Genomic DNA, 23,561 nt, shown 5'->3' with positions numbered 1-23,561 from the left:
AACTGGCAAACAGCTTCCTGGGCATGGTCCACATCGCCACCGCCAGATACTGGCTCAAATTTGTCCACGCTGCCTAGAACGGATCGACATTCAACTCTCTTGAATGATTGAGCTATGTTTATTCCAATTCGTCATGCTGAACATGTTTCAGCATCCATTCCTCCACATGCGTGATGGCTTCAGGAAGCGCGATAGATCCTGAAACAAGTTCAGGATGACGATGGTCCTGGCTGTAACCAACCTGCCCTCTTCTGAATGTCGATCCGTCCTAGGCGATGGTCATCAGGCTGGCATTGCCGCCCGCCGCCGTGGTGTTGATGGAGGTGGAGACTTCCTCCAGCAGCCATTCGGTGCGGTAGGCCCGGCCAGCGGGCGTGCCGGTTCGGGCGGCCTGAGTCAGCAGGATAGGGCCGGGCAGGACGGCGATCTGCGCCAGGGCCGCGCGCAGATGGGCGTCGTCGCCCTCGACCAGCGCGCCGGCCATGGCGCCGGCTTCAGCCGCCAGCCTTGCGGTGACGCTCTGCGGCAAGTCGCGGACGATGGCCTTCACCGCTTCATCCGCGCGCAGCACGGCTTCGTTGCCGGTCGCCAGCACGGCGGCGATCTGGTCGAACAGGCCGGCCTGCGTCTGCGGCATCAGCAGGATGCGGCCGCGCGGATGCAAGGCATAGAGGTTGCGTTCGCCGACCGGACCGGGCAGCTCGATATTGAGGCCGAGCAATGAGCGTTCGCCCATGGCGCGCGCGGATATCGCGGCCTCCGTCTCGCCGCGCGCCTCCAGCCATGCGGCGAAATCCGCCAGCGCCGGGTCGCGCGTTGACGTTGCCGACAGCGCATCGGCGCCGCCCTTCACCAGCCGCCCGAGATAAAGCGGCCCGCCCGCCTTCGGCCCCGTGCCCGAAAGGCCACGCCCGCCAAAGGGCTGCACGCCCACCACCGCGCCGATGATGTTGCGGTTGATGTAGAGATTGCCCGCCTTCACCCGCCCGGTGACATGGGCGATGGTCTCGTCCAGCCGGGTGTGCAGGCCGAAGGTCAGGCCATAGCCGGTGGCGTTGATGGCGTCGATCAGCCGGTCGAGATCGGCGCGGGCATAGCGGATGACATGCAGCATCGGGCCGAAGACTTCGCGGGTAAGATCGGCAAGGTCGTCCAGCTCGATGATCGTTGGCGGCACGAAGGTGCCGCGCGCGGTCTCGCCCGAAAGCGCGATCTGCTCGACCGGGTGGCCCAGCGCGTGCATCCGGGCGACATGCGCCGCGATCGTGTCGCGTGCCTGCGCGGTGATGACCGGGCCGATATCGGTGCTCAGCCGGTCGGTGCGGCCGATGCTCAGCTCGCGCAGCGCACCCTTGAGCATCGCCAGGATGCGGTCGGCGACATCTTCCTGCAGGCACAGCACCCGCAAGGCCGAACAGCGCTGGCCGGCGCTGTCGAAGGCGGAAGCGATGACATCGCCCATCACCTGTTCGGCGAGCGCGGAGGAATCCACGATCATCGCATTCTGCCCGCCGGTCTCGGCGATGAGCGGGATGGGTTGGCCGTCGGGTGACAGGCGCCCGGCCAACTGCTTCTGGATCAGGCGGGCGACTTCGGTGGAGCCGGTGAACATCACGGCGGCCACCTGAGGGGCGGCCACCAGCGCCGCGCCCACTGTGCCGTCGCCCGGCAGGAGCATCAGTGCGTCGCCGGGGACGCCGGCCTCATGCAGGATGCGGACGGCCTGCGCAGCGATCAGCGGGGTTTCCTCGGCAGGCTTGGCGAGCACGGCATTGCCGGCAGCGAGCGCGGCGGCGACCTGTCCGGTGAAGATGGCGAGCGGGAAGTTCCACGGGCTGATGCAGGCGATAACGCCCAGCGAGCGATGATCGGCGGTCAGCGTGCGGCGGGCCTCGGCGGCATAATAGCGCAGGAAGTCGATGGCCTCGCGCACTTCGGCAATGGCGTTGGGCGCCGACTTGCCCGCCTCGCGCATGATGAGGCCCAGCAACCCCGGCATCCGCGCCTGAAGCCTGTCCGCCGCGCGCTCAAGGCAGGCGGCGCGGTCGGCGACGGGCGTCGCGGCCCATCCGGGGCTGGCTTGCGCGGCTGTCAGGGCGGCGGCCTGCACATCGGCGGTGGTGGCCTCGGCGACCATGCCGACCGGATCGTCATGATCGGCGGGATTGCGCACGGCGCGCGCGGGGTTGGTGGTGCCGGCAGGTGGTTCGGCATGCCAGTCCTGCGTCGCGCTGTCCTTAAGCGTCTGCGCCAGCATGGCGAGCGTGGCCTCGTCCGACAGGTCCAGCCCGGTGGAATTGCGGCGCCCGCCCAGGATGTCGGCGGGCAGGGCGATCTGCGCATGCTTCTCGCCCGGCACGGCCATGGCGCGCACGGTATCGACCGGATCGGCGACAAGATCGGCGACCGGCACGTCGGGATCGGCGATCCGGTTCACGAAGGAGGAGTTGGCGCCATTTTCCAGCAGGCGCCGCACCAGATAGGCGAGCAATGTCTCATGCGTGCCGACCGGCGCATAGATGCGGCACGGGCGGTCCAGCCTGTCCTTGCCGACCACCTCGTCATAGAGCGGCTCGCCCATGCCGTGCAGGCACTGGAACTCGTAATGGCCGATGGCGAAATCCGGCCCGGCCATCTGGTGGATGGTCGCCAGCGTCTGCGCATTATGGGTGGCGAATTGCGGGAACACTGCGTCGGTCGCGTCCAGCAGCCTGCGGGCACAGGCGACATAGGACAGGTCGGTATGGACCTTGCGCGTGTAGACCGGGAAGTCGGGCAGGCCATCCACCTGCGCGCGCTTGATCTCCGCATCCCAATAGGCGCCCTTGACGAGGCGGACCATGATCCGCCGATCTGCGCGCCGGGCAAGGTCGATGATCCAGTCGATCACGAAGGGGCAGCGCTTGCCATAGGCCTGCACCACGAAGCCAAGGCCGTTCCAGCCCGCCAGCGCCGGGTCGAGCGCCAGCGCCTCCAGCAGGTCGAGCGAAAGCTCCAGCCGGTCGGCCTCCTCCGCGTCGATGTTGAGGCCGATGTCATGGCCCTTGGCCATCAGCGCCAGCGCCTTCACGCGGGGCAGCAGTTCGCCCATTACGCGGCTGCTCTGCGCGCGGCTGTAGCGGGGGTGGAGGGCGGAAAGCTTGATCGAGATGCCCGGCCCGGCATAGATGCCGCGCCCGGCGGACGCCGCGCCGATCGCGTGGATCGCGGCCTCATAATCGGCATAATAGCGGTCGGCGTCCTGCGCCGTGGTTGCCGCCTCGCCCAGCATGTCATAGCTGTAGGTGAAGCCGCGCGCCTCCAGCGGGCGGGCGCGCCTGAGCGCCTCCGCGATGGTCTCGCCGGTCACGAACTGCTCGCCCATCATCCGCATCGCCATGTCGACGCCGCGCCGGATCACCGGCTCGCCGCACCGCGCGATCAGGCGGGTGAGGGCGGCGCCGAGCCCCGTATCGTTGACGCTGGCCGAAAGCTTGCCGGTGACGACAAGACCCCAGGTCGCGGCATTGACGAACAGCGATCGCCCACCGCCCAGATGCGCCTTCCAGTCGCCCTCGGCGATCTTGTCGCGGATCAGCGCGTCACGCGTGGCGTCGTCGGGAATGCGCAGCAGCGCTTCGGCCAGGCACATCAGCGCCACCCCCTCCTGGCTGGAGAGCGCATATTCCTGCACGAGCCCCTCGACCCCGGTCCCCTTATGCTTGGCGCGCAGGGCGGTGATGAGCGCGGTGGCCGTGCGCGCGGCGGCGGCGCGCTGGTCGTCGGGCAGGGTGGCGGCGGGCAGCAGCGCCTGCACCGCCTCGGGCTCGGGCCGGCGGCAGGCGGCCGTGATCGCCTGCCGCAACGGGCCTGGCGGGCTGACGGGCGGGGCGAAGGCGGCGAACGGAACGGGAGAGGCGATATCGGCCATCGGTGCGCGATCCATGCGGGGGTGGGCCATGAGCGGCTTCATGGTCATATTACCCAATGCGCTCGCGAAAATCAGACCGAAAATCATGAGAAGTCGTGATGGACGGCCTGAATTTTTTTACGCATATAGTCGATATGGCTATAAAAGAGAATGATATCAGGGAAATCGATATATTCGACCGGCGGATCATCGATGCGCTGATCGGGGACGGGCGCATGACCGTGACCGACCTTGCCGCGCGCATCGGCCTGTCCAAGACGCCGTGCCAGATCCGGCTGCGGCGGTTGATGGAGGATGGCTATATCCGGGGCTTCCGCGCGGTGGTCGATCCCGCGCGGCTGGGCCTGGATCACATCGCCTTTGCCGAGGTGAAGCTCTCCGACACGCGCGAGCAGGCGCTGGAGGAATTCCGCCGCGCGGTGCTGAAGATCAGGGAGGTGGAGGAATGCCACATGATCGCCAGCAGCTTCGACTATCTGCTGAAGGTCCGCACCGCCGACATCCGCAAATACCGGCAGGTGCTGGGCGAGAAGATTTCCAGCCTGCCGCATGTGGCGAGCACGTCGACCTTCGTTGCGATGGAGACGATCAAGGATGTATCGACCTGATCGGGAAGGTGGTTATCTGGAACAGAAATTCGTCACATAAAGATCGTCATGCTGAACGCGTTTCAGTGTAGCCGAGGCACGTGACTCGGCTACATATCGCGCCGCCGGGTGGCCCGGAATGTGGGGAGAAATGGACCCTGAACCAAGTTCAGGGTGACGATCTTATGATGGCATGCACTTCGTTTCCATCATGCCGGCGCTATCCCCCCGGCAATTGCTGCGTGTGGTTGAGCCGTTCGATGACTTCGTCCATCGGCTCGGTCACGGTGACGCTGCGGCCCTCGCCGAACCGGATTCTGGTGCCGTCCGATACGCAGGAGATGAAGGATATCTGTGCGGCATTGACGACGACGGGCACCCTGTCTGCGCTGACGAATTTCACAAACATTGCACGCTCTCCCTTGATGTTTTCCGGAGCCTAATCCTTTTGCGGAATTGCGCCAGTCCTTCTGCAGGGGGATGGCGGTTTTAGAAGCGCGGCCGGCGTTTCTCGCGGAAGGCGGCCACGCCCTCGGTGAAGTCCGGGCGGGTGAAGGCGTCGCGGAACATGGCGAGGGTCTGTGCGTCGTCGTCGGTCTGACCTTCGAGGATGCGGCCGACGATCGCCTTGGCCGCGCGCACCGAATGCTGGGCGTTGGCGGCGATGCTGTGCGCGAGGGTTTCCGCCGCAGCGAGCGGGTCGTCCGCGATCTCGTCGATCAGGCCGATGCGCAGCGCTTCGTCCGCACCCATCAGCGCGGCGGAGAAAAGGACGCGTTTGGCCTGCGCGGGGCCGACCAGGTCGACCAGCAGCCTGGTGTCGAACAGCGAATAGACGATGCCGAGCCTGGCCGGCGTGATGCCAAGCCGGGCCGTTGGCGAGGCGATCCTGATGTCGCACGCCATGGCAAGGCCGCACCCGCCGCCGATGCAATCGCCGTCGATGGCGGCGATCACCGGCTTTTCGGCATGGGCAAGGGCATATTGGCAGGCGCGGATCGCGGCCTGATTGGCGATCCGCCATGCCTCGTCCCCGCTTTCCTCGGCGAATTCGCCGATGTCCGCGCCGGCGCAGAACATGCCGGGCGTGGCGGACGTCAGGATGAGGATGCGGACATCGGGCGCGGCCATCGCCTGCGCCACCAGCGGGGGCAGCGCTTCCCACATCGCCTGGTTCATGGCGTTGCGCTTGTCCGCGCGGTCGATCAGCAGCCGGGCGACCGGCCCTTGCGAGACCAGCCGCAACGTCATGCGGGCCAGCCCTCCAGCAACGGCACCAGTTCATCGAAATGATGGATCACCGCGTCCGCCCCCAGCGCCGACACGTCGGGATCGAAGCCGAAGCTGACGGCGACGCTGGCCGCGCCGGCATTTTTCGCGCCGGCGATGTCGTTGATCGTGTCGCCGACAAAGGCGGTGCGCCCGCCGCCCGCGCGGGCGATCATCTCGTGGATCGGCGCGGGATCGGGCTTGGTCACGCCCACCGTGTCGCCGCCGATGATGCAGGCGAAGCGGTCGGCAAGGCCGATCTGATGCATCAGCGGCACGGCGAAACGCTCTACCTTGTTGGTGCAGATGGCAAGCTTCACGCCCTTCGCCGCGAGCGAATCCAGCGCGACGACGAGGCCGGGATAGGGCACGGTGTGGACGGCCAGATTCTGCGCATAATAATCGAGCAGCACCGGCAGGCATTCTTCCACCAGCGCGGCCGTGCTGCCGCCGGACGCGGCGAGCGCCCGTTCCAGCATCACCTTCGCGCCCTGACCGACGAAGGGGCGGATGTCCGATATGGGGAAGGGCGGCCGGTCGATCCGGGCCAGCGCATAGTTGACCGCCGCGCCAAGGTCTCCACCGGTGTCGAGCAGGGTGCCGTCGAGATCGAATCCGACGATTTCGAAAGAGAAGGAGGTCATGTGCCGCCAATGCCCTCTGGAGAGTGGCATAAGCAAGCCAAACATGGCAGAGGGCGACAAGGACACCCCAAAAGCGCAGGACGTCTCCGAACCGTGACCGACCAGCTCGCCGCCACTTCTCCCGCCACTGCCCCCATTGCCGCCATCATCCTTGCCGCCGGGCAGGGCACGCGCATGAAATCGTCGCTGCACAAGGTGCTGCATCCCGTCGCCGGGCGACCGATGCTGCTGCATCTGCTGGCCAGCCTGAAGGCGCTGTCGCCCGCGCGGCAGGTCGTCGTCGTGGGCGCCGGGCGCGATCAGGTGGAGGCGGCGGTGGCCGGCAGCGGCGTGGACATCGCGGTGCAGGCGCAGCAGCTGGGCACCGGCCATGCGGTGGCGCAGGCGCGTGAAGCGCTGGCCGGATTTTCCGGCGATGTGCTGATCCTCTATGGCGACGTGCCGCTGGTGAGCGCGCAGACGATGCAGGCGATGATCGCGCGGCTGCACGCGCCCGATGCGCCCGCCACCGTGGTGCTGGGCTTCCGCCCCGCCGATCCCGCCGCCTATGGCCGGGTGATCGCGAACAATGCCGGCGTGATCGACCGGATGGTCGAATATAAGGATGCGAGCCCGGAGGAACGCGCCGTCACCCTGTGCAACAGCGGGCTGATGGCGGTGCGCTCGGCCGACCTGTTCGCGCTGCTGGAGCGGGTGGGGAACGACAATGCCGCGGGCGAATATTATCTGCCCGACATCGTGATGCTGGCCGCCGTCGACGGCCGCCCTAGCGCCGTGATCGAAACGGACGCGCAGGAAGTGGCCGGCGTCAACAGTCGCGTCGAACTGGCCGGGGTGGAGGCCGCCTGGCAAGCCCGCCGCCGCGTGCAGGCGATGGTCGACGGGGTCAGCCTGATCGCGCCCGACACCGTGTTCTTCAGCCATGACACGCAGATCGCCTGCGACGTGACGGTGGAGCCCAATGTCGTCTTCGGCCCCGGCGTTGTCGTGGAGGAAGGGGTGGTGATCCACGCTTTCTGCCATCTGGAGGGCGCGACCGTGCGCAAGGGCGCGGCCATCGGCCCCTATGCGCGGCTGCGGCCCGGCGCGGACATCGGCGCGAAGGCGCGGATCGGCAATTTCGTAGAGGTGAAGAACGGCGTCTTCGGCGAGGGCGCGAAGGCCAATCACCTTTCCTATATCGGCGACGCCAGCGTGGGGGCGGGCGCCAATATCGGCGCGGGCACCATCACCTGCAATTATGACGGCTTCAACAAGTCGAAGACGCAGATCGGCGCGGGCGCCTTCATCGGCTCCAACAGTGCGCTGGTGGCGCCGGTCGCGATCGGCGACGGCGCGATCGTGGGCGCGGGATCGGTGGTGACGCGCGATGTGGAGGCCGATGCGCTGGCGGTCGCGCGCGGGCAACAGGAGGTGCGGCCGGGCTGGGCCGCGAAGTTCCGGGCGGCGATGGCCGCCAAGAAGGCCGCGCGCCGATGATGGCACAGGCCGGGCTTCGCTGGCTGGCGAGGCTGGCGGTGCTGCTGGTGTTGATGCTTGGCGTGCTGCTGTGGATGTTCGCCAATGCGCGCGCCATGCCGGTCGTGCGCCATGTCGAGGTGGCGCTGCCCTGGCCGAAGGGCGCGCCGACGCGGCCGCTCAAGGTTGCGCTCATCACCGATACCCATTTGTCCGGGCCGGACAACGACCCTGACCGGATGGCGCGGATCGTCGACCTGGTGAACCGCCAGCGGCCCGACATCGTCCTGCTGGGTGGCGACTATCAGGGCGATCGCAAGGGCGGCCATGTCTATGATGTGACGGAGAGCGTCGCCCCCTTCGCCCGTTTCCGCGCGCCGCTGGGCGTGGTCGCGGTGCCGGGCAATCATGACTGGCGTTGGAGCCGCAAGGTCGATTTTGCGCCCGCCCGCCACGCGATGGAGGCGCTGGGTATCACCGTGCTGCAGAATGAGGCGGTGCGGCGCGGCCCGCTGGTGATCGGCGGGTTCAACTATGGCGGCAAGGGCTGGCCGAACATCCCCAAGACCCTGTCGGCCATGGATGCGCTGGGCGGCGCGCCGATCCTGCTGGTGCACAGCCCGGAATTCTTCCCCGATGTGCCCCGGCCCGTGCCGCTGATGCTGGCCGGGCATGTGCATTGCGGGCAGATCGCCTTGCCCTTTTACGGCCCCGTCTATGTGCCGACCAGGAAGGCCCGGCGCTATAGCTGCGGCGTCTATCGCGAGAAACATGGCACGATCGTCGTTTCGGGCGGTGTCGGCACCAGCGGGCTGCCGCTGCGCGCCTTTGCCCCGCCGGATATCTGGATCGTCACCGTCCGTCCGAGATGATCGGGCGATGCCCCCTGTCGCAACGGTGACGAAAATGTCATAGGCCGTTCATCACTTCGTCAGCGGTTGCGGGGCATTGAGCGTTCATGTGCGGAATCATTGGAATCGTGGGGAAGGAAGAGGTTTCCGGCCGGCTGGTCGATGGCCTCAAGCGCCTCGAATATCGCGGCTATGACAGCGCGGGGGTCGCCACCGTCTTCGACGGGGTGATCGAGCGCCGGCGGGCAGAGGGCAAGCTGGTCAATCTGGAGCATGAGCTGTGCGATGCGCCGCTGCCCGGCACCACCGGCATCGCCCACACCCGCTGGGCCACCCATGGCGCGCCCACGACCAGCAATGCCCACCCTCATGCGACGCGCGAGGTGGCGCTGGTCCACAATGGCATCATCGAGAATTTCAAGGCGCTGCGCGAGGAACTCATCGGCCGCGGCCGCACCTTCGACAGCGAGACCGACACCGAAGTCGTCGCCCATCTGGTGAGCGAACTGGTGGAGCAGGGCGCGAGCCCGAAGGACGCGGTGGCGCAGGTGCTGCCCCGCCTGCACGGCGCCTTTGCGCTGGCGATCCTGTTCCGCGCCCATCCCGAACTGCTGATCGGCGCGCGCCTCGGCTCGCCGCTGGTCGTGGGCTATGGCGATGGCGAGACCTATCTCGGCTCCGACGCGCTGGCGCTGGCGCCGCTCACCCAGCGCATCGCCTATCTGGAGGAGGGCGACTGGGTCGTCATCACGAAGGATGGCGCGGAGATTTTCGACAAGGACAATAATCCCGTCGAGCGCCCCGTCACCATCTCCGGCGTCACCGGCGATCTGGTCTCGAAGGGCAATCACCGCCATTATATGCTCAAGGAGATTTATGAGCAGCCGGTGGTCGTGGCGCAGACGCTCAAATCCTATCTGCGGCGCATGGACGACCAGGTCTCGCTGCCGATCCCGGATTTCGATCTGGGCGCGATCCGCCGTGTCACCATCGTCGCCTGCGGCACCAGCTTCTATGCCGGCATGGTCGCCAAATACTGGTTCGAACAGTTCGCCCGCGTGCCCGTCGACCTCGATGTTGCGTCCGAATTCCGCTACCGCTCGCCGGTGATGGAGGAGGGCGGCCTTGCGCTGTTCATCAGCCAGTCGGGCGAGACCGCCGATACGCTCGCCGCGCTGCGCCATGCGCGGGGCGAGGGGCAGAAGATCGCCGTGGTGGTCAACGTGCCCACCAGTTCCATGGCGCGCGAGGCGGACCTGCTGCTGCCCACCCATGCCGGGCCGGAAATCGGTGTCGCCTCGACCAAGGCGTTCACCTGCCAGCTGGCGGTGCTCGCGGCCTTCGCGGCGAACCTCGCCCGTGCCAAGGGGCGGCTGGACGCCAAGGCGGAGAAGGAGATCGTGCGGCATCTGGCCGAGGCGCCCGCCGCGCTCAACGCCGCGCTTGCCTATGACGAATCGATCGAGGCGATGGCCCATCTGATCGCATCGGCGCGCGACGTGCTGTATCTGGGGCGTGGGGTGGATTATCCGCTGGCGCTGGAAGGCGCGCTCAAGCTCAAGGAAATCAGCTATATCCATGCTGAAGGCTATGCCGCCGGCGAGATGAAGCATGGCCCTATCGCGCTGATCGACGACAAGGTGCCGGTGATCGTGCTCGCACCTTCCGGCCCGCTGTTCGAAAAGACCGTCAGCAACATGCAGGAAGTGCAGGCGCGCGGCGGCAAGGTGGTGCTGATCTCCGACTATGACGGGGTGCAGGCGGCGGGCGAGGGCTGCATGGCGACGATCACCATGCCGAAGGTGCATCCGTTGATCGCGCCGATGGTCTATGCCGTGCCGGTTCAGCTGCTCGCCTATCATGTCGCCGTCGCCAAGGGCACGGATGTCGACCAGCCCCGCAATCTGGCGAAGAGCGTGACGGTGGAGTGATCCGCCCGACCGGCATGGCCTTGCCGGGCCATCGGGGCTATCGTGGCGGGATATGAAGGAAGCCGAACAGGGCGCGGCGATGGGCCGGCGGTTCGATCGCGTGCCGGCCAGTGGCCGGACGGAAGCGGTCGAACGCCTGTTGCCGGTGGAGACGCCTGTCGCCGTCGAGTTCAACGGGCTCGGCTATGCCGTGCTGATGGCGACGCCGGGCGATCTTGAAGACCTCGCCTATGGCTTTGCCCTGTCCGAACGGCTGATCGAGGCGCGCGAGGACATCTGCGATGTCGCGCATCATGTTGCCGAGCGGGGCATTTTCCTTCGGGTCCATCTACAGCCGACCCATGCCGACCGGGTGTTCGCCCGTGTGCGCCATCGGGTGTCCGAATCCTCCTGCGGCCTGTGCGGGATCGAGAATCTGGAACAGGCGCTGCGACCGCTGCCACGGGTGACGGCGCGCAGCGACGCCGGGCCGCCGGAGATTTTCCGCGCCCTTGCCGCCTTGCCGGGCCATCAGCCGTTGAACCGGGCGACCGGCGCCGTCCACGCCGCCGCGCTCTGCTCGGCCATGGGGGAGATCAGGCTGGTGCGGGAGGATGTCGGGCGGCACAATGCGTTCGACAAGCTGATCGGCGCGATGCAGCGGCAGGGGCTGTCATGGGATGGCGGCTTTGCCCTGCTGACCTCGCGCTGCTCCTATGAGATCGTGGAGAAGGCGAGCCTTGCCGATTGCCCGCTGCTGGCGACGATCTCCGCGCCCACCGATCTTGCGGCAAGGCGGGCGGAGGAAGCGGGCCTGTCGCTCGCGGTGCTGGCGCGCCCCGATGCCGTGCTGATGCGCCCGGCGCGGATGGAGCAGCGGACATGATATTGGGCGCCGTGCTGGCGGGCGGACAGTCGCGCCGCTTCGGGTCGGACAAGGCCGTGGCGCTGTGGCGCGGCACGGCGCTGGTCGAACATGCCTGCGCCACGGTCGCGCGGGTTGCCGATCATGTCGTCGTCTGCGGCGCGGCCCATGCGCCGTTTCAGCCCTTGCCGGATCGCCCGGAGGGCGCGCGCGGTCCGCTCGCCGGATTGAATGCCGCGCTGCACTGGGGCCGCGCACAGGGCTATGAGGCGGTCCTGAGCCTGGGCTGCGATACGCCGCTGGTGCCGGCCGATATCCTATGCCGGTTGATTGCGGCGGAGGGCCCCGCCTTTCTGGATGCCTGTCCGATCATCGGCTATTGGCCCGCGGCCTTGGCCGATGCGCTCGACCATTTTCTGGCGAGTGACCCCAGATGCTCGATGAAGGGCTGGGCGGCGTCGGTCGGTGCCCAGGTGCTGGACAGTCCGCCCATCGCCAATGTCAACACGCCCGAGGATCTGGCGGCGCTGGGATGATGGCGACCCGGCGGGGCCTGCCCCTGTCGAAAATCTGCGTCGAAAATCTGCGCTCCCGGCCGTAGCGCGGTTTCCAGGGCCGCGGCACGCCGATATGCATGGCCTCCTGGGTTTTCGGAAATATGGCAAAGGGATGGCCGGTTTGGACGCGTTGCTCGAATATGCACAGGCCTGGCGCGGCGCGCCGATGGCGATCGCGACCGTGGTGTCGACCTGGGGGTCGGCGCCGCGCCCGCGTGGCGCGCATATGCTGATCCATTCGGACGGGCGGTTCGCGGGATCGGTGTCTGGCGGCTGTGTCGAGGGCGATGTGCTGCACATGGCGGCGGCGGTGATCGCCAGCGGCCACAGCCGGCTCCAATCCTATGGCGTCGCGGATGCGGCCGCATGGGAGGTGGGCATGCCCTGCGGCGGCGAGATCCGCATCCTCGTCCAGCCCGTGAGCGCGGCGGGCTTTCCCCCATCGCTGTTCGAGGACATCCGCCGATCGCGCGCACGGGGGGAAAGCCTGTCGGTCGCGACCGATCTGGAGAGCGGGCAAAGCCGCATCGGCGACGCGCCGGGCGCGTTCATCAACCTTTATCGGCCGCCGCGTAGGATATTGATCGTCGGCGCCGTCCAGATCGCGCAGGCGCTTGCCCGGATCGCGCCGCAGATCGACGCGAAGCCGATCGTCATCGACCCGCGCGCGCGTTTCCTGACGCAGGAGCGCTTTCCTGGCGTCGACCATGACGACCGCTGGCCGGATGAGGCGATTGCCGCGCACGCGCCGGATCGCTCGACGGCGGTGGTGACGCTCAGCCATGATCCCAAGATCGACGATCCCGCATTGGCCGCCGCGCTGCGCCTGCCGACGGGCCATATCGCCGCGCTGGGCTCCCGCAGGAGCCATGCCGCCCGGCTCGAACGGCTTGCCGCGCAAGGCTTTACGGCGGACGCACTGGCGCGGATCGAAGGGCCGGCAGGGCTGGCGATCGGCGCCATCGGTCCGGGCGAAATCGCGCTGTCCATCGCGGCGGGCATTGTGAAGGCCCTGAATGATGACCGGTTCAATGATCGCGGCTGATCGGGTAGCGGCGATCCTGCTCGCCGCCGGGACATCGCGGCGCTTTGGCGTGGCGGACAAGCTGCTTGCCCCGCTTGATGGGCAGCCGCTGGTCGCTCATGCGGCGGCGACCGTCGCGGCGATGGGCTTCGCGCATCGGATCGCGGTCTGTGCGTCGCAGGATGTCGCGGTTTCGGCGCTCCTGTCGTCCGCCGGTTTCGATATCGCCCGCATCGGTGCGGACGGGCCGGATGGGCACTGGCCGGACATGGCGGCCTCGCTCGCGCGGGGCGTGGCTGTGGCCGAAGGTCTCGATGTCGATGCGGTGCTGCTGTGTCTTGGTGACATGCCCTTCATCACCGGGGAGCATCTGGCCGCATTGCTGGCCGCGCATGGCGCCATGCCGGCCGCCGTCACGGCCTCGTCCGATGGCTACGCCGCCATGCCGCCGGCGCTGTTCGGGCGGGGCAGTTTCGCGGCGCTGCAGGCGATGCGGGGCGACAGGGGCGGGCGCGCGCTGCTGGCGCAGGCGGTGCTGGTGCCGGCGTTGCCCGGCCTGCTGCGCGATATCGATCGCCCGGCGGATCTATCGTCCCGGTAAAGGGTTATCGGACCGATCGATCGGGTGTAGTAATGCGCTGTCGAACGGGAGCAGAAGGGCCATGCCGATCCGCCTGTCGTCACGTTTCCTTGTCGCCGGTGCCGCGACGCTGGTCCTGTGTGGTGCCGCGGGTGTCGTCTTGGGCGGCTTTGCGGCAGGGGGCGGGGTGGATGCACGCCATGCGCGGTCGTCATTCGATATCGGGCCGGAGAGCCAGGCTGCCGACAATGCCCGCCCCGGCGCCAGCGGTGGCGCCTATGCCGCGGGCGATCCCGCCGACGATGTCATGGACCGGCCCGTGATCTGCCAGGGATGCGGCCCGACGCTGGCGGAGCGCCGGACGATGGGCAATGATGTGCAGGGCTTCACCGACGGCGTTATGGCGCCGGACGCCTCCGCGCATGACGAGCAGCGGGCAATCGATGACGATGTGGCGCGTCACATGGGCGATGACGGCCCGGCCGCCGCCGCTCCGCCGGTGCTCTCGCACAGCCGGGTCTCAACCCTGGAGGGCGCGAATGGGGAGGGCGCGTCATCCCCCACAAGCTCCCCGGCGACGCATCGTCCCGCCGCCTCGCCAACGGCGGCGCGGGTGGGATTTTGATGGCCTTCAAATCATGAACCGGCCGGAAACAGCTGTTCCTGTTCCCGGCCGGCCCTGTTCATGTCCCTGTCGCCAGAGGCTTATTCGGCGGCCTCGACCGCGACCGCGTCGCTCAGCGGATAGGCGAGGCGGTTCACCATTTCCTTCGGGCAGACCTGCCAGAAATGGCCGCGCCAGCGATCCCAGTCCTCCAGGATGGTGTTCGACCATTTGCTGTCCGTCGCGGCGGCATGCTCGACGATCAGGTCCTTGAGCACCTGTTCCCAATAAGCGCTGTCCAGCCGCTGCCAGACCAGGCTTTCCGGGTTCACCCGCTCGGGCATGGAGCCGTCCTCGTCCAGGATGAAGGCCATGCCGCCGGTCATGCCCGCGCCGAAATTGGCGCCGGTGCGGCCAAGGATGACGGCGGTGCCGCCGGTCATATATTCGCAGCCATTGGCGCCGCAGCCTTCCACCACGACCTGCGCGCCGGAATTGCGGACGGCGAAGCGCTCGCCCGCCTGGCCCGCCGCGAACAGCTTGCCGCTGGTCGCGCCATAGAGCACGGTGTTGCCGATGATGGTGTTGCTCTTGCTCTCCAGCGGCGAGCTGACCATCGGGCGGACGGCGATGATGCCGCCCGAAAGCCCCTTGCCGACATAGTCGTTGGCGTCGCCGAACACTTCCAGCTTGATGCCCTTGCACAGGAACGCGCCCAGCGACTGGCCGGCGGACCCACGCAGCCGCACCGTCACATGGCCGTCCGCAAGGGTCGACATGCCGAACTTCTCGGTGATCTTGGCGGACAGGCGCGTGCCGACGGCGCGGTGCGTGTTGCGCACCGTATAGGTCAGCTGCATCTTCTCGCCACGCTCGAACACCGCCTTCGCGTCGGCGATCATCTGCGCGTCCAGGCTGTCGGGCACCTCGTTGCGCCATGCGCCCAGGGTGAAGCGGCGCTCATGGTCGGGCGCGTCCACCTTGGCGAGGATGGGATTCAAATCGAGGTCGTCCAGATGCTCGGCGCCGCGGCTGACCTGCTTGAGCAGCTCGGTGCGGCCGACGATCTCGTCCAGGCTGCGATAGCCCAGGCGCGCCAGGATCTCGCGCACTTCCTCGGCGATGAAGGTCATCAGGTTGATGACCTTTTCCGGCGTGCCGGTGAACTTGGCGCGCAGCTTCTCGTCCTGCACGCACACGCCCACGGGGCAGGTGTTGCTGTGGCACTGGCGCACCATGATGCAGCCCATGGCGACCAGCGAGAGCGTGCCGATGCCGAACTCCTCCGCGCCCAATATGGCCGCGATCACGATGTCGCGTCCGGTCTTGAGCCCGCCGTCGGTGCGCAGCCGCACGCGGTGGCGCAGGCCGTTGAGGGTCAACACCTGATTGGCTTCGGACAGGCCCATTTCCCATGGCGTGCCGGCATATTTGATGCTGGTGAACGGCGATGCGCCGGTGCCGCCGACATGGCCGGCGATCAGGATGACGTCGGCATGGGCCTTTGCCACGCCCGCCGCCACCGTGCCGATGCCGGCCTGGCTGACCAGCTTCACGCAGACGCGCGCGCGCGGGTTGATCTGCTTGCAGTCGTAGATGAGCTGCGCCAGATCCTCGATCGAATAGATGTCGTGATGCGGCGGCGGCGAGATCAGCATCACGCCGGGCGTGGAATGGCGCAGCTTCGCGATGAACTCCGTCACCTTGAAACCGGGCAGCTGGCCGCCCTCGCCGGGCTTGGCGCCCTGCGCGACCTTGATTTCGATCTCCTCGGCCGATCCCAGATATTCGGCATGGACGCCGAAACGGCCCGACGCGATCTGCTTGATGACGGAATTCGCGTTGTCGCCATTCTCATAGGGCTTAAAGCGGATCGCATCCTCGCCGCCTTCGCCCGACACGGCCTTCGCGCCGATGCGGTTCATGGCGATGGCCAGCGTTTCATGCGCTTCGGGAGACAGCGCGCCCAGCGACATGCCCGGCGTGACGAAGCGCTTGCGGATTTCCGTGATCGCCTCGACCTCATCGATGGGCACGGCTTCGCGGGCGAAGTTGAACTCCATCAGGTCGCGCAGATAGACCGGCGGCAGGTCGCGCACGCCGCGGGAGAACTGCAGATAGGTGGAATAGCTGTCGGTCGCGACGGACGTCTGCAGCAGATGCATCAGCTGGGCGGAATAGGCATGGGTCTCGCCGCCATTGCGCTGGCGATAGAAGCCGCCGACCGGCAGGCGCACGACGGCGGTGTCATAGGCGGCCTTGTGCCGCAGCATCGCCGAATAGTGCAGCGACGCATAGCCTTCGCCCGAGATTTTCGAGGGCATGCCGGGGAACAGATCGTTCACCAGCGCGCGGGACAGGCCCACCGCCTCGAAATTATAGCCGCCGCGATAGGAGCTGATGACGGCGATGCCCATCTTGGACATGATCTTCAGCAGGCCCTCGCAGATTGCGGTCTGGAACCGCTTGATGCACGCCTCCAGCGACAGGTCGCCGAACAGGCCGCGGGCATGGCGATCCGCGATCGAGGCTTCGGCCAGATAGGCGTTCACCGTCGTCGCGCCCACGCCCACCAGCACCGCGAAATAATGGGTGTCGAGGCATTCGGAGGACCGCACGTTGATCGACGCATAGCTGCGCAGCCCCTTGCGGACGAGGTGGGTGTGGACGGCGGCGGCGGCCAGCACCATGGCGATGCCGACCCGGTCCGGCCCGATATTCTCGTCGGTCAGGAACAGTTCGCTATGGCCCTCGCGCACGGCCTGCTCGGCCTCCTCGCGGATGCGGCGGATGGCGGCGCGCAGCTGTTCGCTCGTGCCTTCGGCCGGGAAGGTGCAGTCGATTTCCGCGATGGCGGAACCGAAATGCGCCTTCAGCCGCGTCCATTCCGCGCAGGTCAGCACCGGCGAGTCCAGCACCAGCACATGGCTGTTCTGCGCATCCTCCTCCAGGATGTTGTGGAGGTTGGAGAAGCGCGTCTTCAGGCTCATCACATGCCGTTCGCGCAGGGAATCGATCGGCGGGTTCGTGACCTGGCTGAAATTCTGCCGGAAGAAATGGCTGATGGTGCGCGGCTTGTCGGAAATGACCGCCATCGGCGTGTCGTCGCCCATGGAGCCCAGCGCTTCCTTGGCATCGTCGACCATGGGGCTGAGGATCAGCTCCATATCCTCCAATGTCATGTTGGCCGCGACCTGGCGCTGGGTCAGCGTGGCCCGGTCATAGGTCGGCAGCGCGTCGGGGGCGGCCGGCGGCAGATCGTTGACGGACAGGAAGTCCTTCACATAATCGGCATAGGGGCGCTCGGCGGCGATCCGGTCCTTGATGGTGCGATCATCGTAAAGCTCGCCCTCGGCCAGGTCGACGGCGATCATCTGGCCCGGACCCATGCGGCCCTTGCGGATCACCGTGCTTTCCGGGACGACGACCATGCCGGTTTCCGACCCCACGATCAGCAGATTGTCGGCGGTCAGCGTGTAGCGCAGCGGGCGCAGTGCGTTGCGGTCGACACCGGCCACCACCCAGCGGCCGTCCGTCATCGCGAGCGCGGCGGGGCCGTCCCATGGCTCCATCACGGAGGCGAGGTAATTATACATGTCGCGGTGGGCGGCGGGCACGTCGCCCACGCCCTCCTGCCATGCCTCCGGCACCAGCATCAGCTTGGCCGTGGGCGCGTCGCGGCCCGCGCGGCAGATCGCCTCGAATACGGCGTCGAGCGCGGCGGTGTCGGATGCGCCGGCCGGGATCACGGGCTTGATGTCCTCCGACTGCTCGCCGAAGGCGAGGGAGGCCATCTTGATCTCGTGGCTCTTCATCCAGTTCTTGTTGCCGCGGATCGTGTTGATCTCGCCATTATGGGCGAGCGTGCGGAACGGCTGGGCCAGCCACCATTGCGGGAAGGTGTTGGTGGAATAGCGCTGGTGGAAGATCGCGACGCGGCTCTCGAAGCGCTCATCCTTCAGGTCCGGGTAGAAGACCGACAGCGATTCCGCCAGGAACAGCCCCTTGTAGATGATCGAGCGGCAGCTGAGCGAGCAGACGTAGAAATCGTTGATCTGCGCCGCGATCACCTTCTTCTCGATGCGGCGGCGGATCAGGTAGAGATCCTTCTCGAACTCGGCGATGTCGCGTTCCTCGGGCATCGGCCCGGCGATCATGATCTGCTCGATTTCCGGGCGCGTGCGCTGCGCCTTCTCGCCGATGACGGAAACGTCCACGGGCACCTGGCGCCAGCCATAGATGGTGTAGCCCGCCTCGATGATCTCCGCTTCCACGATGGTGCGGCAGGTTTCCTGCGCTGACAGGTCCGTGCGCGGCAGGAAGATCATGCCGACGGCAAGGCGGTTGGGCAGGGGCTTGTGGCCGCTGTCCGCGATCGCATCGTCGAAGAAGCGCACGGGCAGGTCGACATGGATGCCGGCGCCGTCGCCGGTCTTGCCGTCCGCGTCCACCGCGCCGCGATGCCACACGGCCTTGAGCGCATCGATGGCGCTGGCGACGACGCGGCGCGAAGGCTTGCCATCGGTCGCAGCGACCAGGCCCACGCCGCAGGCGTCGGATTCCAGGTCGGGGCGGTACATGCCTTCGGCCGCCATGCGCGCGCGCTCTTCCGGCGTCGCGACATAGGGGTCGACGGTGAAGGTTTCGTGGATCTGGCTCATTGCTTGTTCGCCTCCATGGATGTGGCGGAATCAGTGTCGTGAAGTATATTGGCATCGACGCTCAGCAGGGCGGCCATGTGGTTATTCATGGTTCTGATCTTTCGACATCAGAGATTTCCCCTCGGTGCGAAGCCACTCGACATCAGCGGCTGTCTGGAGGTTAAATTCTGAGCGGAGCTGGCTATTCCAATTAGCTAAGGTTTGATTGCCCGATAAGGCATCACTTGCGGCGAAATAAGCGTGTCCTGCAGCGGTCATAGCAAACTTGCGAGCTTCTTCTAATTCGCTCAAACTCATCGCTTTGGAATAATGGTCCGTCATTATATTAAAATATTCATTGAGTGAGCGCTCTGCCAAAGACTCTGCTGATAAATTCATGCGACCGTGAAATTTGTTAATTAATATTTCTTTTTCGGTCTTTTTTAAGAATTTGGATTGAAAATTGATAAGGCCAACTGTGTGTCTAAGATCGTCGTTTTCTTTAAACTGATCGGATACCAAATTAAACGCCAACAGTTTGGCTAAATTCAATCGTCGTTCTGAAGGGTAAAGCTGATTTATCAGCATCTCCGCAGATGTTCGTTTTTCAATGTTCGTATCAAGGGTTGGTTCGGCATCATCGGCGGCATGAGAAGCCGGAACGAAGGTCAATGCCATCAACCCACAAAGAAAAATCGTGAACATTGCTCTTATCACGCCGCAGCACTCTGGCCGGCCTTCGCCCTGGCCTTCGCCTTGAGATAAGCCTGCATATGATCGGCCACGTCCCGTCCGTCGCGGATGGCCCAGACGACCAGCGATGCACCGCGCACGATGTCGCCGGCGGCGAACACGCCGTCCATGCTGGTCATCATCGACTTGTGATCGACCCGGAGCGTGCCCCAGCGGGTGACGGACAGTTCGTCCGCGCCGAACAGCTTGGGCAGTTCTTCCGGGTCGAAGCCCAGCGCCTTGATGACGAGATCGGCGGGCACGCTGAATTCGCTGCCCGGATCGGGCTCGGGCGCGCGGCGGCCCGACGCGTCGGGCTGGCCAAGGCGCATCTTCGTGACCTTCACGCCCGTCACCTTCTCCGTGCCTTCGAAGGCGAGGGGGGCGGAGAGCCAGACGAATTCGACGCCTTCCTCCTCGGCATTGGCGACTTCGCGCTGCGATCCGGGCATATTCTCCCGGTCGCGGCGATAGAGGCATTTCACCGACTTCGCGCCCTGGCGGATCGCCGTGCGCACGCAGTCCATCGCGGTGTCGCCGCCGCCGATGACGACCACATCCTTGCCGGTGGCGAGCAGCGAACCATCGTCATGCGCTGGCACCTGATCGCCAAAGCCGGCTTTGTTGGAAGCCGTCAGATAGTCGAGCGCCTTGACCACGCCGGGCGCGCCGACGCCGGGCGCGCGGATGTCGCGCGCCTTGTAGACGCCGGTGGCGATCAGCACCGCGTCATGCTTGCGGCGCAATTCTTCCATCGTCGCGTCGCGGCCGACTGCGAAGCTCTCGTGGAAGACGATGCCGCCATCCTTGAGGCGATTGACGCGGCGCGTCACCACGTCCTTCTCCAGCTTGAAGCCGGGGATGCCATAGGTGAGCAGGCCGCCGGCGCGATCGTGCCGGTCGTAGACATGCACCTCATGCCCCGCCACGCGCAGATATTCTGCCGTGGTGAGGCCGGCGGGCCCTGCGCCGATGACGCCCACCGACTGGCCGGTGGGCTTGCCGGGCACCAGCGGCTCGACCCAGCCTTCCTTCCAGGCGGTGTCGGTGATGAACTTTTCCACCGAACCGATGGTGACGGCCCCATGGCCGGAAAATTCGATGACGCAATTGCCCTCGCACAGCCGGTCCTGCGGGCAGATGCGGCCGCAGATCTCCGGCATGGTGGAGGTCATGTTGCTCAGCTCATAGGCCTCGCGCAGCCGGCCTTCGGTGGTCAGCTTCAGCCAGTCGGGGATATGGTTGTGCAGCGGGCAATGGGTCGAGCAATAGGGCACGCCGCATTGCGAGCAGCGCGACGCCTGTTCCTCGGCCTTGTCGACCACGAAGCTGCGGCTGATCTCGTTGAAGTCGGTCGCGCGCGCATCGGCGGCGCGCTTCTCGGGATAGGATTGCCCGGTTCCGACAAACTTCAACATCGGATTGTCGCCCATAAGTCCCCCAAAAAATGGTGATGGGGCGCCCATAGCGGCAAAAACCGCGGAAGTCACGGAGATTCCGCAATATAGGTCATATATACTGACCTATATTGCGGCTCATCCCGGCAAATGCTTCATTTTAGCGAAAGAATCACGGGGGCAATAAGGCCGTTACGGACCTATTTGGTCATGAGCCATATCAGGGCGGCGCTTCCCGCGATGATTCGATACCAGGCGAAGGGGCCGAAACCATGGCGCGACACGATGCCCACGAACCAGCGGATCACCAGAATCGCCACGATGAAGGAAACGACGAAACCGACCGCGATGTCGCTCCATGCGACATTGCCCGATGTCAGCTCATGGCCGTTCTTCACCAGCTCCAGCGTGGTCGCGCCCAGCATGGTGGGGATGGCGAGGAAGAAGCTGAACTCCGCCGCTGTCCGCCGCTCGACCCCCAGCGACAGCGCGCCCATGATCGTGGCGCCGGACCGGCTGACACCAGGGATCATCGAAATGCACTGGATCAGGCCGATGCCGATGGTGCGCATCACCGGAATGTCCGCAATGCCGTGGATGGTGCCCTTTTTGATTAGCTTCTCGATCACCAATATGGCGATGCCGCCGACGATCAGCGCCACCGCGACGACGCGTGGCGCGCCCAGCATCGCCTCGATCTGCTTGTGCAGGGCAAGGCCGATCACTGCCGCCGGGATAAAGGCGATGATGAGGTTGCGCAGGAACCGCCAGGATGTCGGCTCCCGCCGGAGCAGGCCCATGCCCACCGCCCAGAAGGTGCGCCAGTAGAGGACGACGACCGCCAGGATGGCGCCCAGCTGGATGATGACGTTGAACATCGCCCATTCGGACGCGTCATAACCCAGCAGTTCGCTGGCGAGGATCAGGTGCCCGGTCGACGAGACCGGAAGAAACTCGGTCAGCCCCTCGACAATGCCGAGCAGGATGACGGTGAGCATGTGCATGTCCATGCGGAAGGCTCCGGCGAATGAGGTCGGTTAAGGGATATCGACAGGGCAGGGTGGGGCAGGCAAACGATCACGCCTGCGCGCGGCCTGCGAAACGTCCGTGACGGCGATACTGGACCAGCCACTGTTCGGCGACGGCCGCCATCGGAGTCGGCGCGATGCCGAAGGCGGAGAAACCCTCTGCCCCCTGCGCCACCACATTGTCGCGCTGCAGCATCCGCCACTGGTCGCGGGTCAGCGGCGCGCCGGGCAGGGCGGCGAGGATGCCGGCAACGGCGCCCGGCACCGGCAGGAAGGCGCGGCCATGGCCGGTGACGGCGGCGAGCCAGCTGTTGATCTGCGCCATGCTCATCACCTGCGGCCCGCCAAGCTCGAACGTCCTGCCGCCATGGGTGGCGGGGCTGAGCGCGGCGGCGGCGATGGCGCGGGCGACATCCACGACATAGACCGGCTGGAACTTCGTCTTGCCCGCGATCACCGGCACCAGCGGCGCCATGCGGATCATGCCGGCGAAGCGGTTGGTGAACTGGTCCTCGCGCCCGAACATGATGGAGGGGCGGATGATGGTGGCGGTGGGGAAGGCGGCCAGCACCGCCGCTTCGCCCGCCGCCTTGCTGCGGCCATAGGCCGACGGGCTGTGCGAATCGGCGCCGATGGCCGACACTTGGACCAGCGCCTTCGCGCCGGCCGCTGCCGCCGCCTGCGCCACATTCTGGGCGCCGGTCACATGCACGCGATCGAAATCGCCCTTCAGGATGCCGACGAGGTTGATGACCACATCGGCACCGTCCACGGCGCGCGCGACGCTTTCCGCCCTGGTGATGTCCGCGCTCAGCAGCTGGATCTGGCCAAGCCCGGCGAGCGGCTTCACCCGCAGCGCCTTGCCGGGATTGCGCTCGGCCACGCGCACGCGCGCGCCCTGCGCCAACAGTTCCTGCACGACATTGCGGCCAAGGAAGCCGCCGCCGCCAAAAATCGTAACCAGAATATCTTTCATCTGCGGGGCCTTTCGCTGTGCGCGCCAAGCGCGATCCATGGCTTTCCATCATCCCTTGCAACATGGTGCAGCGCGAAACAACCGGCTGCTTGCGCGTGGATCGGAAAAATATCCCTTCATGGCGATTGACAGCCAGAACCGGCCCGGCTAGTTGCGCCGGCCTACCCCGTGCCCAGATGGCGGAATTGGTAGACGCACCAGCTTCAGGTGCTGGCGATCGCAAGGTCGTGGAGGTTCGAGTCCTCTTCTGGGCACCAGAGGCCTTTCCGGCGACGTCCGGGAAGGTCCAGCAAGCAGCTGGTTTTACAGCATATTTTCAGTGAAAATCGCCGAATGGAATCCGGGCTCATCCACCCGAATCCATCGGCAGCACCATCAAAATGATGGTGTTTTTGATGGTGCCGGCGAGCCCTTTGGAGCTGGCACCATCATGGCACTGAATCACATCCAGATTGTCAATCGGCGTGCAAACGGGACCCCTTATCGGCGCGCAAAAGGGACCCCCTGTCAGGATGGCGGAACGTTGATG

19 protein-coding genes and 1 tRNA gene are annotated in these 23,561 nt (G+C 66.2%); 10 read left to right on the top strand and 10 right to left on the bottom strand.

Going from position 1 to position 23,561, the window contains the following annotated elements:
• Nucleotides 1-268: 268 nt before the first annotated feature.
• Nucleotides 269-3,901, bottom strand: a complete 3,633-nt coding sequence (putA, locus tag WFP78_RS22625; RefSeq protein ID WP_419723021.1) for a trifunctional transcriptional regulator/proline dehydrogenase/L-glutamate gamma-semialdehyde dehydrogenase — start codon at nt 3,899-3,901, stop codon at nt 269-271.
• Between the two features lie 143 nt (nt 3,902-4,044).
• Here putA and WFP78_RS22620 point away from each other — a divergent pair, with 143 nt between their 5' ends.
• Entirely contained in the window at nt 4,045-4,518 is a 474-nt protein-coding gene (locus WFP78_RS22620; protein WP_336966731.1) for an Lrp/AsnC family transcriptional regulator, read from the top strand.
• Nucleotides 4,519-4,717: 199 nt separating this feature from the next.
• On the opposite strand, the gene WFP78_RS22615 is transcribed toward WFP78_RS22620, so the two are convergent.
• From WFP78_RS22615 to WFP78_RS22605, 3 genes are all read right to left on the bottom strand, one after another.
• The gene (locus tag WFP78_RS22615) at nt 4,718-4,906 is read right to left on the bottom strand and encodes a flagellar FlbD family protein (RefSeq protein ID WP_336966730.1); all 189 of its coding nucleotides are present in this window, start codon (nt 4,904-4,906) and stop codon (nt 4,718-4,720) included.
• An 80-nt stretch (nt 4,907-4,986) separates the two neighbouring features.
• Nucleotides 4,987-5,748 (bottom strand): enoyl-CoA hydratase/isomerase family protein, encoded by a 762-nt coding sequence (locus WFP78_RS22610; protein WP_336966729.1) that lies wholly within the window; start codon nt 5,746-5,748, stop codon nt 4,987-4,989.
• On the bottom strand, nt 5,745-6,410 hold the full coding sequence (locus WFP78_RS22605; protein ID WP_336966728.1) for an HAD family hydrolase: 666 nt from the start codon (nt 6,408-6,410) through the stop codon (nt 5,745-5,747). The genes WFP78_RS22610 and WFP78_RS22605 overlap by 4 nt, the downstream gene beginning before the upstream one ends.
• 174 nt (nt 6,411-6,584) lie before the next feature.
• Here WFP78_RS22605 and glmU point away from each other — a divergent pair, with 174 nt between their 5' ends.
• The 8 genes from glmU to WFP78_RS22565 all read left to right on the top strand — a co-directional run bounded on the left by glmU (nt 6,585) and on the right by WFP78_RS22565 (nt 14,280).
• Nucleotides 6,585-7,889 carry a bifunctional UDP-N-acetylglucosamine diphosphorylase/glucosamine-1-phosphate N-acetyltransferase GlmU gene (gene glmU / locus WFP78_RS22600; RefSeq protein ID WP_336966733.1) on the top strand — a complete coding sequence of 435 codons (1,305 nt, stop codon included), beginning with the start codon at nt 6,585-6,587 and terminating at the stop codon, nt 7,887-7,889.
• Nucleotides 7,886-8,740: a metallophosphoesterase gene (locus WFP78_RS22595; protein WP_336966727.1), complete on the top strand. Its 855-nt coding sequence runs from the start codon at nt 7,886-7,888 to the stop codon at nt 8,738-8,740. Before glmU ends, WFP78_RS22595 begins: the two co-directional genes overlap by 4 nt.
• Before the next feature lie 86 nt (nt 8,741-8,826).
• Nucleotides 8,827-10,650 (top strand): glutamine--fructose-6-phosphate transaminase (isomerizing), encoded by a 1,824-nt coding sequence (gene glmS, locus WFP78_RS22590; RefSeq protein ID WP_336966726.1) that lies wholly within the window; start codon nt 8,827-8,829, stop codon nt 10,648-10,650.
• 52 nt (nt 10,651-10,702) lie between these two features.
• On the top strand, nt 10,703-11,515 hold the full coding sequence (fdhD, locus tag WFP78_RS22585) for a formate dehydrogenase accessory sulfurtransferase FdhD (protein WP_419723020.1): 813 nt from the start codon (nt 10,703-10,705) through the stop codon (nt 11,513-11,515).
• Nucleotides 11,512-12,030, top strand: a complete 519-nt coding sequence (gene mobA / locus WFP78_RS22580) for a molybdenum cofactor guanylyltransferase (protein WP_336966725.1) — start codon at nt 11,512-11,514, stop codon at nt 12,028-12,030. The genes fdhD and mobA overlap by 4 nt, the downstream gene beginning before the upstream one ends.
• A gap of 133 nt (nt 12,031-12,163) precedes the next feature.
• Nucleotides 12,164-13,096: an XdhC family protein gene (locus WFP78_RS22575; protein ID WP_336966724.1), complete on the top strand. Its 933-nt coding sequence runs from the start codon at nt 12,164-12,166 to the stop codon at nt 13,094-13,096.
• The gene (locus tag WFP78_RS22570) at nt 13,083-13,676 is read left to right on the top strand and encodes a nucleotidyltransferase family protein (RefSeq protein WP_336966723.1); all 594 of its coding nucleotides are present in this window, start codon (nt 13,083-13,085) and stop codon (nt 13,674-13,676) included. Before WFP78_RS22575 ends, WFP78_RS22570 begins: the two co-directional genes overlap by 14 nt.
• Nucleotides 13,677-13,737: 61 nt before the next feature.
• The gene (locus WFP78_RS22565) at nt 13,738-14,280 is read left to right on the top strand and encodes a hypothetical protein (RefSeq protein ID WP_336966722.1); all 543 of its coding nucleotides are present in this window, start codon (nt 13,738-13,740) and stop codon (nt 14,278-14,280) included.
• A gap of 80 nt (nt 14,281-14,360) precedes the next feature.
• Here WFP78_RS22565 and gltB read toward each other — a convergent pair whose 3' ends face one another.
• The 5 genes from gltB to WFP78_RS22540 form a co-directional block, all read right to left on the bottom strand.
• Nucleotides 14,361-18,920 carry a glutamate synthase large subunit gene (gene gltB / locus WFP78_RS22560; RefSeq protein WP_336966721.1) on the bottom strand — a complete coding sequence of 1,520 codons (4,560 nt, stop codon included), beginning with the start codon at nt 18,918-18,920 and terminating at the stop codon, nt 14,361-14,363.
• 81 nt (nt 18,921-19,001) lie between these two features.
• Nucleotides 19,002-19,604, bottom strand: a complete 603-nt coding sequence (locus tag WFP78_RS22555; protein ID WP_336966720.1) for a hypothetical protein — start codon at nt 19,602-19,604, stop codon at nt 19,002-19,004.
• A gap of 8 nt (nt 19,605-19,612) precedes the next feature.
• Nucleotides 19,613-21,064 (bottom strand): NAD(P)-dependent oxidoreductase, encoded by a 1,452-nt coding sequence (locus WFP78_RS22550; RefSeq protein ID WP_336966718.1) that lies wholly within the window; start codon nt 21,062-21,064, stop codon nt 19,613-19,615.
• Between the two features lie 164 nt (nt 21,065-21,228).
• Nucleotides 21,229-22,038 carry an undecaprenyl-diphosphate phosphatase gene (locus tag WFP78_RS22545; protein ID WP_336966716.1) on the bottom strand — a complete coding sequence of 270 codons (810 nt, stop codon included), beginning with the start codon at nt 22,036-22,038 and terminating at the stop codon, nt 21,229-21,231.
• 67 nt (nt 22,039-22,105) lie between these two features.
• On the bottom strand, nt 22,106-23,032 hold the full coding sequence (locus tag WFP78_RS22540) for a complex I NDUFA9 subunit family protein (RefSeq protein WP_336966715.1): 927 nt from the start codon (nt 23,030-23,032) through the stop codon (nt 22,106-22,108).
• A gap of 170 nt (nt 23,033-23,202) precedes the next feature.
• On the opposite strand from WFP78_RS22540, the gene WFP78_RS22535 reads away from it, so the two are divergent.
• A tRNA-Leu gene (locus tag WFP78_RS22535) sits at nt 23,203-23,289 on the top strand.
• Nucleotides 23,290-23,378: 89 nt separating this feature from the next.
• On the opposite strand, the gene WFP78_RS22530 is transcribed toward WFP78_RS22535, so the two are convergent.
• A partial coding sequence (locus WFP78_RS22530; protein ID WP_336966713.1) for a hypothetical protein occupies nt 23,379-23,561 on the bottom strand: 183 nt, incomplete at its 5' end.

Source organism: Sphingobium aquiterrae (genome assembly GCF_037154135.1).
Lineage (GTDB): Bacteria > Pseudomonadota > Alphaproteobacteria > Sphingomonadales > Sphingomonadaceae > Sphingobium > Sphingobium aquiterrae.
This window is presented reverse-complemented; position numbering and strand designations above follow the sequence as displayed.

Bases quoted from the DNA above. Each gene is read 5' to 3' on its own strand.
- WFP78_RS22620 (WP_336966731.1), top strand. From the start codon at position 4,045: ATGGCTATAAAAGAGAATGATATCAGGGAAATCGATATATTCGACCGG.
- WFP78_RS22615 (WP_336966730.1), bottom strand. From the start codon at position 4,906: ATGTTTGTGAAATTCGTCAGCGCAGACAGGGTGCCCGTCGTCGTCAAT.
- WFP78_RS22610 (WP_336966729.1), bottom strand. From the start codon at position 5,748: ATGACGTTGCGGCTGGTCTCGCAAGGGCCGGTCGCCCGGCTGCTGATC.
- WFP78_RS22605 (WP_336966728.1), bottom strand. From the start codon at position 6,410: ATGACCTCCTTCTCTTTCGAAATCGTCGGATTCGATCTCGACGGCACC.
- glmU (WP_336966733.1), top strand. From the start codon at position 6,585: ATGAAATCGTCGCTGCACAAGGTGCTGCATCCCGTCGCCGGGCGACCG.
- WFP78_RS22595 (WP_336966727.1), top strand. From the start codon at position 7,886: ATGATGGCACAGGCCGGGCTTCGCTGGCTGGCGAGGCTGGCGGTGCTG.
- glmS (WP_336966726.1), top strand. From the start codon at position 8,827: ATGTGCGGAATCATTGGAATCGTGGGGAAGGAAGAGGTTTCCGGCCGG.
- fdhD (WP_419723020.1), top strand. From the start codon at position 10,703: ATGAAGGAAGCCGAACAGGGCGCGGCGATGGGCCGGCGGTTCGATCGC.
- mobA (WP_336966725.1), top strand. From the start codon at position 11,512: ATGATATTGGGCGCCGTGCTGGCGGGCGGACAGTCGCGCCGCTTCGGG.
- WFP78_RS22575 (WP_336966724.1), top strand. From the start codon at position 12,164: ATGGCCGGTTTGGACGCGTTGCTCGAATATGCACAGGCCTGGCGCGGC.
- WFP78_RS22570 (WP_336966723.1), top strand. From the start codon at position 13,083: ATGATCGCGGCTGATCGGGTAGCGGCGATCCTGCTCGCCGCCGGGACA.
- WFP78_RS22565 (WP_336966722.1), top strand. From the start codon at position 13,738: ATGCCGATCCGCCTGTCGTCACGTTTCCTTGTCGCCGGTGCCGCGACG.
- gltB (WP_336966721.1), bottom strand. From the start codon at position 18,920: ATGAGCCAGATCCACGAAACCTTCACCGTCGACCCCTATGTCGCGACG.
- WFP78_RS22555 (WP_336966720.1), bottom strand. From the start codon at position 19,604: ATGTTCACGATTTTTCTTTGTGGGTTGATGGCATTGACCTTCGTTCCG.
- WFP78_RS22550 (WP_336966718.1), bottom strand. From the start codon at position 21,064: ATGGGCGACAATCCGATGTTGAAGTTTGTCGGAACCGGGCAATCCTAT.
- WFP78_RS22545 (WP_336966716.1), bottom strand. From the start codon at position 22,038: ATGGACATGCACATGCTCACCGTCATCCTGCTCGGCATTGTCGAGGGG.
- WFP78_RS22540 (WP_336966715.1), bottom strand. From the start codon at position 23,032: ATGAAAGATATTCTGGTTACGATTTTTGGCGGCGGCGGCTTCCTTGGC.